16 protein-coding genes are annotated in these 12,915 nt (G+C 71.0%); 2 read left to right on the top strand and 14 right to left on the bottom strand.

What is annotated here, in order from left to right; genetic code table 11:
* The first annotated feature begins 51 nt into the window (after positions 1–51).
* Both E7T10_RS12070 and E7T10_RS12065 read left to right on the top strand, forming a co-directional pair.
* Positions 52–780, top strand: coding sequence for a nucleotidyl transferase AbiEii/AbiGii toxin family protein (locus E7T10_RS12070; protein ID WP_210416090.1), 729 nt, complete (start codon positions 52–54; stop codon positions 778–780).
* Between the two features lie 2 nt (positions 781–782).
* Positions 783–1,625, top strand: a complete 843-nt coding sequence (locus tag E7T10_RS12065; RefSeq protein ID WP_137721979.1) for a hypothetical protein — start codon at positions 783–785, stop codon at positions 1,623–1,625.
* Positions 1,626–1,636: 11 nt separating this feature from the next.
* On the opposite strand, the gene E7T10_RS12060 is transcribed toward E7T10_RS12065, so the two are convergent.
* The 14 genes from E7T10_RS12060 to E7T10_RS11995 are packed head-to-tail and all read right to left on the bottom strand — an operon-like array spanning position 1,637 to position 12,914.
* Entirely contained in the window at positions 1,637–2,239 is a 603-nt protein-coding gene (locus E7T10_RS12060; protein WP_137721978.1) for an LPD7 domain-containing protein, read from the bottom strand.
* On the bottom strand, positions 2,236–4,053 hold the full coding sequence (locus E7T10_RS12055) for a type IV secretory system conjugative DNA transfer family protein (protein WP_137721977.1): 1,818 nt from the start codon (positions 4,051–4,053) through the stop codon (positions 2,236–2,238). Before E7T10_RS12055 ends, E7T10_RS12060 begins: the two co-directional genes overlap by 4 nt.
* The gene (gene virB11 / locus E7T10_RS12050; protein ID WP_137721976.1) at positions 4,019–5,026 is read right to left on the bottom strand and encodes a P-type DNA transfer ATPase VirB11; all 1,008 of its coding nucleotides are present in this window, start codon (positions 5,024–5,026) and stop codon (positions 4,019–4,021) included. The genes E7T10_RS12055 and virB11 overlap by 35 nt, the downstream gene beginning before the upstream one ends.
* Complete coding sequence (gene virB10 / locus E7T10_RS12045) at positions 5,026–6,147, bottom strand: type IV secretion system protein VirB10 (protein WP_137721975.1); 1,122 nt, start codon at positions 6,145–6,147, stop codon at positions 5,026–5,028. The genes virB11 and virB10 overlap by 1 nt, the downstream gene beginning before the upstream one ends.
* Positions 6,144–6,971, bottom strand: a complete 828-nt coding sequence (locus E7T10_RS12040) for a TrbG/VirB9 family P-type conjugative transfer protein (protein WP_137721974.1) — start codon at positions 6,969–6,971, stop codon at positions 6,144–6,146. The genes virB10 and E7T10_RS12040 overlap by 4 nt, the downstream gene beginning before the upstream one ends.
* Positions 6,968–7,651, bottom strand: a complete 684-nt coding sequence (locus tag E7T10_RS12035; RefSeq protein ID WP_137721973.1) for a virB8 family protein — start codon at positions 7,649–7,651, stop codon at positions 6,968–6,970. The genes E7T10_RS12040 and E7T10_RS12035 overlap by 4 nt, the downstream gene beginning before the upstream one ends.
* The gene (locus tag E7T10_RS12030) at positions 7,648–7,866 is read right to left on the bottom strand and encodes a hypothetical protein (protein WP_137721972.1); all 219 of its coding nucleotides are present in this window, start codon (positions 7,864–7,866) and stop codon (positions 7,648–7,650) included. Before E7T10_RS12030 ends, E7T10_RS12035 begins: the two co-directional genes overlap by 4 nt.
* Before the next feature lies 1 nt (position 7,867).
* Positions 7,868–8,788 (bottom strand): type IV secretion system protein, encoded by a 921-nt coding sequence (locus tag E7T10_RS12025; protein ID WP_137721971.1) that lies wholly within the window; start codon positions 8,786–8,788, stop codon positions 7,868–7,870.
* A gap of 11 nt (positions 8,789–8,799) precedes the next feature.
* The gene (locus E7T10_RS12020; protein ID WP_137721970.1) at positions 8,800–9,015 is read right to left on the bottom strand and encodes an EexN family lipoprotein; all 216 of its coding nucleotides are present in this window, start codon (positions 9,013–9,015) and stop codon (positions 8,800–8,802) included.
* Positions 9,012–9,740, bottom strand: coding sequence for a type IV secretion system protein (locus E7T10_RS12015; RefSeq protein ID WP_246846004.1), 729 nt, complete (start codon positions 9,738–9,740; stop codon positions 9,012–9,014). The genes E7T10_RS12020 and E7T10_RS12015 overlap by 4 nt, the downstream gene beginning before the upstream one ends.
* On the bottom strand, positions 9,737–12,112 hold the full coding sequence (locus tag E7T10_RS12010) for a VirB4 family type IV secretion/conjugal transfer ATPase (protein ID WP_137721969.1): 2,376 nt from the start codon (positions 12,110–12,112) through the stop codon (positions 9,737–9,739). The genes E7T10_RS12015 and E7T10_RS12010 overlap by 4 nt, the downstream gene beginning before the upstream one ends.
* Positions 12,105–12,440: a type IV secretion system protein VirB3 gene (locus tag E7T10_RS12005; protein ID WP_137721968.1), complete on the bottom strand. Its 336-nt coding sequence runs from the start codon at positions 12,438–12,440 to the stop codon at positions 12,105–12,107. The genes E7T10_RS12010 and E7T10_RS12005 overlap by 8 nt, the downstream gene beginning before the upstream one ends.
* Positions 12,433–12,615, bottom strand: a complete 183-nt coding sequence (locus tag E7T10_RS12000; protein ID WP_137721967.1) for a hypothetical protein — start codon at positions 12,613–12,615, stop codon at positions 12,433–12,435. Before E7T10_RS12000 ends, E7T10_RS12005 begins: the two co-directional genes overlap by 8 nt.
* Positions 12,615–12,914 (bottom strand): TrbC/VirB2 family protein, encoded by a 300-nt coding sequence (locus tag E7T10_RS11995; RefSeq protein WP_066624959.1) that lies wholly within the window; start codon positions 12,912–12,914, stop codon positions 12,615–12,617. The genes E7T10_RS12000 and E7T10_RS11995 overlap by 1 nt, the downstream gene beginning before the upstream one ends.
* Between the last annotated feature and the right edge of the window lies 1 nt (position 12,915).

Genomic DNA, 12,915 nt, shown 5'->3' with positions numbered 1-12,915 from the left:
TATGACATCCGTCGGCTCCTTCCGGACCTGGCCGATGCGCCCGAAGACCCCGTGCCGGAAACCCGCGCCGAGGAGCGGCGTTGGTCGCGCGACGTTCAGCGGCTGTTGCCGCTCTGGGTCGAGGGCGAGGTCCGGCCGATGCTCGAGGCGCGCCTGGCCGCTGACGGCGTCGCCGCCGGGGTACGGATCGAGGGCGCCAAGGCCTTCGTGGACTATGCCCCGACCAGCACCGGCACGGGCTATGTCTCGCCCAGCGTGATGCTCGAGTTCGGGGCCCGCGCGACCGGCGAACCGAGCGCGCCGCGTCCGGTGGTCTGCGATGCGGCCGCTCATCTGCCGGGGGTGGCGTTCCCGATCACCACGCCGCGGGTGATGGCCGCCGAACGAACCTTCTGGGAGAAGGCCACCGCGGCCCATGTCTATTGCGTCCAGGGTCGCCTGCGCGGGGATCGCTTCTCGCGTCACTGGCACGATCTCGCCCGTCTGGACGCCGCCGGTTTCGCGGCGACGGCGATCACCGATCGCGCGGTCGCCGAGGCGGTCGCGCGGCACAAGGCGATGTTCTTCCGCGAGACCGCCGACGGGGTGGAGATCGACTACGGTCGGGCGGCCGCCGGCGGTCTTCAGTTGAAGCCGGGAGGCGCGTCCCTGGAGGCCCTGGGCGAGGACTATCGCCGGATGGTCGAGGACGGTCTGCTGGAGGTGGACGCCGAACCGTTCGAGGCCTTGATGGAGACCTGTGCGGATCTCGCCCGGCGCGCCAACGCCGCGGCGGCCTGACCATGACCTATGCCGCCATCGAGCAGGAGGCGATCCTGCTGAAGGCCGTCTGGGACATGATCGACGACATGGTCAATTTCGAGATCTTCCAGTACCCGGTGACCTCCCGGCCGACCAATCTGGTGTTCGAGTCCGGCTCGCACAAACGGGTCTTCGCGATCCTTCTGGCGGACTTTCTGGCCCAGCCGAAACCCTCGGCCCTGCCGTTCGCCTTCGCGCCGTCGGGCCAAGCTTCGCGCGAAACCGACCGGACCTATCTCTTCTACCTCGAGGCCATCGGCCGCCAGCCGCAACTCGGTCCCGACGCCTCGGGGCTGGCGGCGGCGGCCTCGGCCTTCGCCGACTGGCTGAACGCCGAGTGCTACTGTCCGGCCGTCTGGCTTTCCGAACTGGATCTGTCCCTGGACCTGCGCGTCTCACGGATCTGGCTGCTGAAGGTGGTCGGGGACGCCAACAAGCACAACTTTTCACGGCTGGGCGAGCGGGTGAAACAGATCCGCAAGATGCTCGCCCGGCACGGCCACGATATCGATGAGGGCAGGGTCTACCGCACCCTTCCTGACTTCCACCACTGGTTCTACAGGGACGTCTTCTCCTATCACGCCAGTACCATCGCGGAGTTCCTGGACCAGATCCGGCGGGCCCTGTTCGACTATCTGTCGCCGGAATATGCGCGGGCCTGGCGGCGCGGCGATCGGTTCGACGGCGACTACAGCTTCGACGTCCCGACGGAGATCCGCGATCCTCTGGCGCTCGGCATGTACTGGGACCTGATGAACCTGAAGCGGGGCGGCCTTGCGTTTCCGGCCTTCAAGGTCTCGCCCTACCTAAAGAACCAGTTCTAGACGGGACGCCGCTAACGCTGCCGGTCGCGTCCACGCGCCGGTTCCCGCTCCGTCGGGCGGGAGCGGCCTGCGCGCGCCCAGGCGGCCTCGAGCAGGCGTGTCTGGATTGCGGCGTCAGGGACCAGGCGCGCCACGACGATGGCGGCCTTCGCCAAACGCTCGCCGAGCGCGTCGTGCGCCTTCGCGGTTTCGGCGTCTCGCCGGGGCGACGGACGGTCGAGGCCGGCGGCCTGGCGATCCCGCTCTCGCGGTCGATGGCCCTGCACCTCCAGCCCCAAGGCCTGGGCCTGGATCCAGACCTCGCGCCGGAAGGCCGGGTCGCCGGACACCCGAACCTTATCCCAGCCGCGGTGGCGGGCGATCTTGAGCATGTCGACGACCGCGTCCGGATAGGCCTGGCTGGAGACGAGCGACCTGCCTTGATCGCGGAACATCGGCTCGGACGCGCGATGATCGCGGAAGAAGCGTTCCGGTCGGCCCCGCAGGTCGCGCTCGACCAGATAGCGATCGAGCACCGCCTCCGGCACATCGCCCTTGGCGGTCGAACGCCGCGACCCGGTCGGGCCCGGCGCGGGACCGAGGCGGTTGGACGGGGCGGCGTCGGGCGTCTTCATGGCTCGCGCTCCAGCACGGCCGTATCGACGACCCGATCCAGCCAGGCGCCGACGGCGCTCTCATCCGCCCCGGCTGGAGGCGGCGGCAGGCCTTCGGCGGCGAAGGCCCGGGCGATGACGTCGAAATCCATCGGATCCTCCTCTGGAACAGGAGGCTCGTTCGGCGCGGCGATGGGAGCCAGGTCGGGGGCGGGCCGCAGCCGGCGCTGGAAGACGCGCTCCCGGAAGTAGGCGATCTTCCGGCCCCGCACCGGCGGCAGGCCGGCCTTCAGCACGATCAGGGCCGATTGCGGGAGCTGCATCAGCTCCTGGGGCAGCATCAGCGCCCGGCGCTGGTCGGACACGGTCGTGCTGCGGTGACCCTGGCTCAGTCCCGTCGGCCGGCTGCGGCTGCGGCCGTCCGTCGTATAGGCGCCCAGCCGATCGCTGAGCTCCTGGGCGATCTTCAGCTCCTTGGGCGCGAAGACGATCTCGACCCCGCAGTTGGTCATCACCTCCTCGGCCACGTCCGGGCCGTAGATGGCCCTCAGCTGGGACGGGCTCTGAAGCACCGCGAGCAGCCGCAGACCGTAGCCGGCGACCCAGGCGAAGGCGTGTGCCAGCACCGGCGCGGGTCCGAGACGGGCGAACTCGTCGAGCACGATCAGGGCGGGTCGGTCGGCGGGGCCGGGCAGGGCGCGGCTGTTCAGGTCGACCAGCTGCTGGAAGAGCAGCGCATAGAGCGGCTGGATGCGCAGCATGTTGTCCGGCGTGGCGCCCAGATAGAGGGAGAGCCGGCCGCCGCGCAGGTCGCGCAGGTCGAAGTCCGAGGCGGAGGTGGCGGCGTCGACCCGGGGATTGAGCCAGAGCCCCATCCGGGTCGTGATCGACTGGCGCACCGAAGCGAAGGTGTTCTCGCTGGAGCCGGTGAAGTCGGTGAGCGCCGCCACGACCGGGCCGGGCAGGGGGCGGCCCTCTTGTTCCCGGGCCGCGATGATCCGGGGCAGGCGGCCGCGGGCGTCTCCGGCGGTCAGCTGGCGGAAGATTTCACCCAGGGTGAAGGGCCGTTCGGGCGTGGCCGCGACATAGCCGCCGACGCCGATGAACCCCGTCCGGGCCGCCTCCGCCCAGAAGGGATCGGCCCGCTCGTGAACCGGAAACAGCATCACCGCCATGCGCTGCAGCTCGTCCAGTACCGCGATCGGGTCGGCGCGATCGACATGGCCGAGCGGATTGAACCGCGCCGTGCGGCCGTCCCGCGCCAGAGGATCGAACAGGTGTACGATCTGGCCGGCCTCGGCGCGATAGCCCGCCGTGGCGAGGAAGTTCTCACGCTTGATATCCAGCACGACCACGGAGTCCGGCCAGGCCAGGAGGTTGGGGATGACCACGCCGACCCCCTTGCCGGTGCGGGTGGGCGCGTAGAGCATGACGTGCTCGGGCCCATCGGCGATGAGGAAGCCGCCGTCGGCCCGGCCGAGGAGGACGCCGCGGTCGGCCCGCAGACCCGCGCGCCGCTGTTCGGACCCGGAGGCCCAGCGGGCGGCGCCGTGCAGGGGGCGGCGTCGGGAGAGCAGGATCGCCGCGACGAGAACCCCGCCGAGCAGAGCCGAGACCGAGACGCCGACGGTCAGCCAGCGCCGCACCTCCGGGTCCTGTCGGTAGTACCAGAACCAGCCGGGGACACGGGCGGGGTCGAGGTCGCCGGAGACCTGGCCCAGACCGATCAGGGCAATGAGGGCGGCGAGGGCGGCCAGCAGACTCAAGGCGGCCAGGCCGCCGAGGGCGGCGACCGCCGCCCTAGCCCCCGGGCTGGCGCTTGCGAACCGGGTCATGCCAGACCTCCGTCATCCGAAAGCGCCCGTCGACCTTCTTCATCTGGATGACGACGTCGACGAGCAGATGCAGCAGGGCGCGGATGTCCTCGCGCGGCAGGTCGCGCCCGCCTTCGGATTCCCGCACCAGCAGGGTGAGCTGTTCGAAGGCCAGGGCGGCGGAATCCGCGTGCACCGTGGTGATCGAGCCCGGGTGTCCCGAGTTGACGTTGCGCAGATAGAAGAAGGCCGTGCCGTCGCGGAGCTCCTGAAGCAGGATGCGGTCCGGCCGCATGCGCAGGGCGCTTTCCAGAAGCTGTTTCGGGCCGATCCGGGCCAGGCCCTGACCGTCCTTGGAATAGACCAGATGGACGACGTTGCGGTGCGGCACCACGAACTCGCGAGTGTCCTCGATGGTCAGCAGCCGCTCGTGGTCCGGGATCAGCTCGATCAGCCCCTTGGCCAGGGTCGTCTTGCCCGAGCCGGTCGCGCCGGAGATCAGGATGTTGCGCCGGGCGGTGACCGCCAGGGTCAGAAAGCCGGGCCAGTCGCCCGCCTGCCGCAAACGGACCAGTTCGGCGTCTACGAGATCCGTGGCGTCCGTCTGGGCGTCGGCGACCTCGTCGAACAAGCCGGCCGCCGCGAACTCCTTCAGTCCCAGACGTCGCCGCGACGGCTTTCTCAGGGTCAGGGAAAGACCCCCGTCCGCCGCCACCGGCGGCAGGACGATCTGGCAGCGCACCTCGCCGGGCAGGGTGGTTGAGCAGATCGGCTGTTCGGGGCCGACGTCCTGACGGGTGTAGGCCGCAGCGGCCACGGCGAGAGTTCGCAGCCAGGCCTCCGTCAGTTCAGGCGCCTCGGTCCAGCGCCAGGTCCCGTCCGCTTCGACCCCGACCTCGCCGGGTCGGTTGATGACAACCTCGGTCACGGCCGCCGGCTCCAGGAAGGGGCGCAGCGGCGCGAGGTAGTGATCCAGGACCGAGGTGTCGTCCATCAGCGGGGCCGCAGCCGATAGACCCCGGCGAAATCCAGGTCCTGGGCGACGAAGATCGACACCTCCGCGCCCTGGCCCTTGCGCAGCGTCGGCGGGATCTCGACCGAGCCCTGCAGGGCGACGCTGGCGGCATCGGACGGCAGGCGGGCGGTGGAGGCTGCGCCGTCGTCCCGACCCGCGGCGGCATGGACGCCGTCGTCGACGATGGAGAGCAGCAGCGCGGCGCCGAACCGGTCCCAGAAATGGGTGTCGACCATGCCGTCGAACCCTGACCGGCCGAGGGCGTCGGCGGCCGGCGAGGCGAGGGCGACGGCGACCCCGGTCGGCGTCACCGCCCGGGTCCAGAGCACGAACAGCCGGCGGCGGCCCTGTTGGAGACCGCCGCGATACTCGCCCAGAACCCGGGTGCCGCGCTCCATCAACACCACGGCGCCGTTGTCGGACCAGACGTCGCGCGACAGGACGCAGGTCACATAGCCGGGCGTGGTGCTGTCCAGGGCCGTCTGCAGGACGCAGGGCACGCTGGTCCCCGCCGTGACCAGCAGGTTGCGGTCGGGCAGGCGGCCGGCGCGGGTCTGGCCCACGGGCGTGAGCTGACGGAGCTGGTCTAGCGACGTGGGTTCGCCGGGAGGCGTCGCCGTCGTCGGGATCGGCGGCGGGCCAGATTGGCCGCCGGCCCGGCTGTAGGCGAGCACGGGGGCGCGCCGGGCGCTCTCGGCAAGGGCTAGCCGCTGTTCCGCCGGACTGGGGCCGGATCGGTGTGGGGGTTCGCCCCGGGGCGCGGCTTCCAGAGGCGGGATGGCGTCGTCGTCGGCCAGGCTCGGCGCGTTCGGATCGAAGGCGGCCTCGCTGAGCAGAGGCGGCGCTTCACGGCGGGCAGGCTCGAAGGGTGTCGTTTGCCGGGCCGGTTCGTCGCGACGGGACGGCTCGCCGCGTTCGGCGTCGCCGCGATCCCAGCTGGCGATCAGAAAGACGCCGCAGCCGACGGCCAGGGCGGCCAGGGTGAAGAGCCTGCCCTGCCGTCCGCCGAACCGGCCGGCGATCGGTGAGACGCCGCGATCGCCGGGCGCGGCGGGTGGAGGCGGCGCGTCAGCGGGCGGCAGGGGATCGGGCGCGGTCATGACCGGCCTCCGAGGGACCCGCGGTCGACGGTCGGTGAGGCCGTGCCTGTGCCCACCGCGACGCCGCGGGCGTCATAGGCGTCGTTGAACAGGCACAGCACCGACTGCCCCCGCCGCAGCCGCAGACCGCGCGTCACGCCGTGGATGACGACGAACTCGCCGCGCACGTCATAGGGGATGAGGCGTTCCGCCCCGTCCTCCCCGACCTCGAACACGGCCGGCAGGGGTTGGACGCCGGGAAAGCGCAGCACGGTGAAACGGCCGTTGTCGCTGACCTCGCTCGGCTGCAGGGCGGCGTCGCCCTGGGCCGACCAGGCCAGATTGCGGGTCCCGTCGACCACGCCGCGTTCCAGCTCCAGTCCGATGAGACGCTGCTCCACCGCCTCGGCCTGGACGGCCAGCGCCCGGGCCGCCTCGGCCTGATCGTCGGCCGGGTAGCGGAACCGGACCTGATAGGCGATCGCGGACCGGTCGCCGGGCTCGCGGGCGACGAGCTCGAAGGCGTAGTGGCGGATCACGCCGGCGCGCTCGGTGACGACCAGCAGGTTGGTCGCCTGATGGCGCTCGCGAGGCTTGAGGAACAGCACTGACCCTTCCGCGGCCACCTCCCAGGCGACGCTGTCGCCGATCGCGGCGTGTCGGATGGTCTCGTCCGGCGAGAAGACGACCTGGGTCGCCGTCCGGAACGCTCCGGCGATCCGGTAGACGGCCGCCGGATCATAGGCGAGTTCGCGAATGCGCGGGTCCAGAGGAGCCTGCGCCGCGACCGGGGATGCGAGGGTGAGGCCGGCGGCCAGGGCCAGCAGGGACAGGGGGCGTCTCATCGGATGACCTCCGGATCGGCGCGGTAGGAGGTCACCTGGAAGCCGAGGGGGTTCCTCAGCCGGTCCGGTTCCGACATCGGCGCGCGGGTGTAGGTAAAGGCGATGGTGGCGATCCAGTCGCTCTCCACCGTCTGCTGGGCCTGGCGGACCGTGCGGTGGAAGCGGACGTTGGCGACGCCGTCGTTGATGAAGCCGATGGCGCGGATCGAGATGACGGCCTCGCCGTCGCGGCCATAGAGGTTCTGCGGACTGTCGGGATTGGAGCCGCGGAACAGATCGGCCCAGCGCCGCTGTTCAGCCGGCGCCGACAAGATGGAGACCAGACGGAAGGCGTCCTCGGCGGCCGGGTCGAGGTAGCCCTCGCGCTGGCGCACATACTGACCGAGGAAGTACTTGCTGACGGCCTCGTCGTAGCGGACTGGCCCGTCCTCGGCCGAGAGGCCGCGCACGACATCGACCGCGCCAGTCGTCCGGTCCACCCGGATGACGAAGGGTTCGGTGGACTTCAGCGGCGTCAGCATCGCCACCGCGCCGGTCGCGATCACCGCCAGACCCGTGGCCAGGGCGGCCGCCGACCAGGCGAGATGGCGGGACCGCAGCGCCGCGGCCAGACGGTCCTGGTCCCAGCGCCGCGCCTCGGTGAAATAGCGCTTCAGCTCGGAGGAGGGGACGCCGCTCATGCGCAGCCTCCCGTTCCGGCGTCGGGGCCGGTGTTGGGGCCGACATCGACGGCGGCTTCGGCCGGTCGCGGTTCGGCCCGGGGCGTGAGCACCGAGCCGTGGGGATTTGCGGGCCGCCGGGCGGTGCCGTCGCAGGTCGGCAGGGCCGGATCGCCCCGGTGGGCGCAGGCGCCCAGCAGGATCAGGCCGGCGAGCAGAAGGGAGCGGTGGGTCATGTCAGGCGCCTCTCGGTCGGATGGAGCCGCCGCCCCTGGGCGGTTGGCGGCTGGCTTCTTGCGGACCCTGGGTGCGGCCCGAGCCGCTCCCGCCCAGGGCCGCGGCGTTGGCGAAGTCGGCGAGGCCGGCGCTGGCGCCGCCCGCGATGCCGGCGGCGATGGCCGGGGTCTGAAGGAAGAAGATCGCCCCCAGCAGGCACAGGGCGATGAAGATCAGCCCGCCGATCATCGGGTCGGCCCCCTGGATCGCGCCCCACTGGTCGCGGACGAGCGACAGGACGAGCTGGAAGATGACGATGATCAGGGCGAACAGGACGAGATAGTTCACCGCCTGGCTGAGCCAGCCGAAGAAGAAGCGGCGGGTCGCATCGAACAGGGCGCAGGCGATGAAGATGGGGCCGAGGGTGACGAGCAGGGCCAGGGCCAGCTTGGCCACCAGCACCACGCCGAAGCCGAGGGCGGCGGCCAGGGCGCCGATGATGAAGACGGCGGCCGAGACCACCCAAGGGCCCGGATTGAAGGCGGAGCCCTCACGCGAGATGTCCTCGCCCAGCCAAGCCGCATAGGCGAAGAACTGGTCGAAGGCCGCGCCGACGCTGGGGGTGTCCGCGCCGCTGACCGCCCGGGTCAGGGCGTTGGGCAGGCCGGTGAACAGCGGTTCGGTGACGAAGGTGGAATAGGCGGCCGTGGTCGCCAGCAGATAGAGGAAGGCGAGCTTCAGCGAGCGGACCGCGAAGTCCATCACCGGCTCGCTGATCGCCCCCCTGAGGATGGCGACGCCGTAGAGCACTACATAGAGGACCAGGGCGATGCGCAGCGGGCCCTCGACCTCGGCGATCACCGACGACAGGCGGTCGCCGAGGAAGACGTTGAGCCGTTCGTCGATGAAGTCGTAGCTGGGTTCGAAGACGCGAAAGCTCATCGTCGGGATCCTCAGAAGGCCCGCTCATAGACGCGCATCCGCGCCTGCCGACGCGCTTCGGCCAGGCCCTGACGCGCCGCTTCGCATTCGCGCTCGACTCGACCGGCGCCGCACGCCGCCACGACCGCCTCGGCCGCGTCGGGATCGGCGGCGAAGTCTTCAGCGGTCCGCTCGGGCGCCCCGCAACCGACGAGTCCGAGGGCGACGAGCAGGGCGGACCGTTTCACCGGAACGCCCTTTCATAGACGTCCATGCGCGCCGTCCGGGCGGCTTCGGCCCGTTCGCGGGCGCGCTGCTCCTCCAGACGCGCCTCGGCCGCCTGGGTCAGAGCGAGACCCTGCAGCCGGACCTGTTCGTTCTGGATCATCGCCTGCTCGGCCGCGAGGCGGGCTTCGAGATCCAGGACGGCGCGGGCGTTGGGCGCGGTGTCGAGAGCGGACCGGAGCGTCTCCAGACCCTGCAGACGCCGGTCCGCGGCGCCGGCCACCGCCTCACCGACGGCGAGGTCCCGCGCGGTGCGGGCGCCGGCGCGTTCGAGGCTGTCGCGGTAATAGGCCTCGGCCGGGTCGAGGTCGCCCGCCGGCGGCGTGTAGAGCCGGGTGTCGCGGCGGATGGCGTCGGCGCGGTCGGCCAGGTCGCCGAGAGTCGACAGGTCGCCGTCGGCCGCGGCGCGAAGGGCGCGCATGTCCGGCAGCGGATTGCGCACCGTCGGCAAGCCGAGCTCGCCGGCCAGGGCGTTGACGCCGGACAGGTCGTTCAGGCTGTCGAACAGCTGCCGGCCCTGTTCGACCTGGGTCTGCAGCGCCCTCAGCTGGTCCAGCGTCGTGCGCGCCTCCTCGATCATCTGGGCCAGGGCCCGGGGATCGTGGACGATCTGCTGTGCCTGGACCGTCGGGGCGACGGCGAGGGCGAATGCGCCCGCCGCCGCGGCGAAGGGAATGCCGGCTCTCACAGGAACCTCCTCTGGTCATGGAAGGGATCGCGCCAGCGCGCGTAGTCGTCGCCGACCTCGGCGCGCAGCCGGTCAAGCAGGGCGGTGGTCTCGGTGCGGCCGGACAGGATCGACAGGGTGTCGTCCATGCCGCCGAGGTCCAACTCGACGACCACGCTGTCGTGGCCCTGCTTGACCAGGAAGCGGTGCGACTCCGGGGTGAGGACCTCGCGGACGAGACGGAACTCCTCCTGGGTCAGGCCGAAGCCGTCGACATAGTCGCGCGCCTGACCGTGGGCGTTGGGCAGGAAGATCTTGGTCGCGCACTTCTCGAGGATGGCGTGGGCGATCGGGGAGCGCAGGACGTCGGCGGGCGACTGGGTGCCGAACACCATGAAGGCGTTCTGCTTGCGCCAGGTCTTGAGCCCGTCCTGGGCGAGATCGGTGAAGGCCGGGTCGCCCAGCACCTTCCAGAACTCGTCGATGTCGAGGACGAGGCGGCGACCGTCGACCCGCTCGGCGATGCGATGGAACAGGTACAGCATGGCCGGCGTGCGAACCTCGTCGTGGTCCAGCACCTGGGTGATGTCGAAACCGGCGAAGCGGGCCTCCAGACTGAGGGCGTCCTCATCGTTGTCGAGCACCCAGCCGAGCGGGCCGCCCCTTTGCCAGCGCTCCAGCCGAGCGCCCACGCCGCCGGCGTCGCCCTGACCGAGGAGGCTGCGCAGGGCGGCGATGGAGCGACGCTCGCGCGGCAAGGCCTCCAGAGCGGCGACGCCCTGGTCTATGGCGCGGGCCTCGGGCACGGTCAGGGTCTCGTTCGGGCGGGCGACGAGGGCCCGGACGAGCCGGACCAGGAAGGCGCGGTTGGCGGGGCCGGGGTCGAGCGCCTTGAACGGGGCGAAGCCGGTCGGCTCGCCGTTGCGCAGGGCGAGGTAGGTCCCGCCGCAGGCGCGGACGAAGATCTCGGCGCCCCGATCCTTATCGATGAACAGCTGCTGGGCGTCGAAACGCTCCAACTGCGCCAGCATGAAGTTCTGGACCACGGTCTTGCCCGATCCGGACGGTCCGCAGATGAAGGTGTGGCCGAGATCGCCGACATGGAAGTTGAACCAGAAGGGCGAACCGGCCGTGGTGCGGAGCACCGAGACGGCCTCGCCCCAGTGGGCGCCGCGGGCCTTGCCGACGGGATGGGCGTGGAACGGCGCCAGGGCCGCGAAATTGCGCGAGGTGATGGCGGCGGGCCGGGTGCGGCGGGCGAAGGCTCCGGGGAACTGGGACCAGAAGGCCGCTTCCAGGCCCAGATCTTCGCGGGCCACCACGAGGCCGGAGTCCGCGAGGATGGCGCGGGCCTTGGACAGGTGATCGGCCAGTAGGGTCGGCGTGTCGCCGTGCACGAGGATCGAGGCCTGGTGCTCGCCCATGACGAAGCGGTTGCTGACGAGATCGTCCAGCGCGTCGGACAGGCCGGTGATCTGGGAGGCGGCGCGGTCGCGCGCCGAGACCATCTGGTTCTGCTTGCGCTCCATCACCGCCCGGGCCGAGGCCTTGGACAGGAAGGCGAAGGACTGGCTGATCACGAAGCCGAAGCGGACGCTCAACAGGTCGTCCCACAGCCCGGGCCGCGTCGTCGCCGGATACTCCTTGATAGCCAAGACGCCGCCGTATCGCGCATCGGCCGCGTCCCGCAGCTCAAGGGTCTCGCGACCGAAGATGGCGCGCACGGTGTAGACCGCCGAGCCGAGGTGGCCGAACACGATCGGGACCGGCGACCGGCGTCCGGTCAGGACGAGCCGCATGACCTCCATCGGCTCGGAGAACCACAGGCCGTCGCGTTCGTAGAGACCGAGCCGGCGCGGCGCGTACCGCCCAAGGTACTGGGCCAGGTCGCGCCCGGCCTCCTCGAGGCGCCGGATATGGGCGACCTCGACCTCGCCGTCGCTGCGGCGCGCCGCCTTCAGGCGTTTCGCGAGCGCCGCGGCCCGGTCGCCCGCGTCGCGACCCGGATGCAGGACGAGGGTGACGAACAGCTCGTTGATCCAGAGCTGCCGGCGCGCGACCCGATGGTCGTAGAGGGCGCCGAGTTCGCCGGCGAAGGTCGATCGAAACCCGGAGGAGCCTTCCAGCTCCACCGGACGCCGGACCACATGATGCCAGACCGCCAGGCGGTCGTCGGCGAGATTGCGCCAGGCCTGGTTGAGCTTGACGTGCCAGTCGTTGAGGTCCCGGGCGTCGGCGGTCTCGAAGCTGGCTCCGTCGATCTGGAACACCATCATCAGGGCGCCGCTGTCGAGTGCGACTACATGGTCCGAGACGTGACGCGCATAGGGCAGGTGCGGCCGGGCGTCGGCCTCCCGCCGCAGGCGCGCCGGATGGACGCCGCCCTCAGCCACGGGACAGCTCCGTCAGACGATAGCGGCGAACCAGAGGGAGAGGCGTCGCCGAACTTCCGCCCCAGAGGGCCGCATTCCGCGACCGACCCTTGGTGTCGACATAGACGAACAGCAGCCGAAAGGCGTTGTGATCCGCCCGGCAGATCGCCCGGAACACCAGATGCAGTACCGGCGCGACAAGCAGATAGAGCAGGCTGCCGCCGACCAGAAAGACGACCCCCGAGAGGATGACGTTGACGCCCATGGCTTCCATGGGGACGCCCAGGATCATGGCCGGTCGGGTGCAGGCCAGGAACAAGGGGTCTTCGGTCAGGCGTTCGTCAGCCATGATGACCTCCGGCGGACAGCCGCGACAGGGTCAGGGCGAGGGCGACCCCGGAGGCGAGGCCGGCGAGGATCTGGGCGAACCGCGTGGGCGAGATCAGCTTCAGGCCGAGCATCAGGCACAGGACCAGGACGATCGCGGCCGAAGCGGCCGCCAGCCAGGGCAGGGTCACCTCCATCACGCACCGCCTGTGATCAGGTTGACGATCTCGGCCGCGCCGAAGACCACGACGATGCCGAGCACGACGATCGCCGCCCGCCGCAGGTCGAACAGGCCGAACATCCACAGGATGCCGACGACCACGACCGCCAGCACGGCCAGCAGTCGGGCGGTGTTGCCGGTGAGCATGTCGACGACGTTCTGCAGCAGGCCTTCGACATTGGCCGAGGCGAATGCCGGCTGGACCAGGACGAGGCTGGCGGCGAGGGCGATGGCGCCGGCGGCGCCGGCCCTGCGGACGGTCGCGGATGCGGTCATC

It is taken from the genome of Brevundimonas sp. SGAir0440 (assembly GCF_005484585.1).
In the GTDB taxonomy this organism is placed as follows: Bacteria; Pseudomonadota; Alphaproteobacteria; order Caulobacterales; family Caulobacteraceae; genus Brevundimonas.
Note: the sequence above shows the minus strand (reverse complement) of the source record. Positions and strands in the feature narration are given on the sequence as shown.

What these genes read in the sequence shown, in the direction of transcription:
- E7T10_RS12065 (WP_137721979.1), top strand. Translation starts at nt 783, where the DNA reads ATGACCTATGCCGCCATCGAGCAGGAGGCGATCCTGCTGAAGGCCGTC.
- E7T10_RS12060 (WP_137721978.1), bottom strand. Translation starts at nt 2,239, where the DNA reads ATGAAGACGCCCGACGCCGCCCCGTCCAACCGCCTCGGTCCCGCGCCG.
- E7T10_RS12055 (WP_137721977.1), bottom strand. Translation starts at nt 4,053, where the DNA reads ATGACCCGGTTCGCAAGCGCCAGCCCGGGGGCTAGGGCGGCGGTCGCC.
- virB11 (WP_137721976.1), bottom strand. Translation starts at nt 5,026, where the DNA reads ATGGACGACACCTCGGTCCTGGATCACTACCTCGCGCCGCTGCGCCCC.
- virB10 (WP_137721975.1), bottom strand. Translation starts at nt 6,147, where the DNA reads ATGACCGCGCCCGATCCCCTGCCGCCCGCTGACGCGCCGCCTCCACCC.
- E7T10_RS12040 (WP_137721974.1), bottom strand. Translation starts at nt 6,971, where the DNA reads ATGAGACGCCCCCTGTCCCTGCTGGCCCTGGCCGCCGGCCTCACCCTC.
- E7T10_RS12035 (WP_137721973.1), bottom strand. Translation starts at nt 7,651, where the DNA reads ATGAGCGGCGTCCCCTCCTCCGAGCTGAAGCGCTATTTCACCGAGGCG.
- E7T10_RS12030 (WP_137721972.1), bottom strand. Translation starts at nt 7,866, where the DNA reads ATGACCCACCGCTCCCTTCTGCTCGCCGGCCTGATCCTGCTGGGCGCC.
- E7T10_RS12025 (WP_137721971.1), bottom strand. Translation starts at nt 8,788, where the DNA reads ATGAGCTTTCGCGTCTTCGAACCCAGCTACGACTTCATCGACGAACGG.
- E7T10_RS12005 (WP_137721968.1), bottom strand. Translation starts at nt 12,440, where the DNA reads ATGGCTGACGAACGCCTGACCGAAGACCCCTTGTTCCTGGCCTGCACC.
- E7T10_RS12000 (WP_137721967.1), bottom strand. Translation starts at nt 12,615, where the DNA reads ATGGAGGTGACCCTGCCCTGGCTGGCGGCCGCTTCGGCCGCGATCGTC.
- E7T10_RS11995 (WP_066624959.1), bottom strand. Translation starts at nt 12,914, where the DNA reads ATGACCGCATCCGCGACCGTCCGCAGGGCCGGCGCCGCCGGCGCCATC.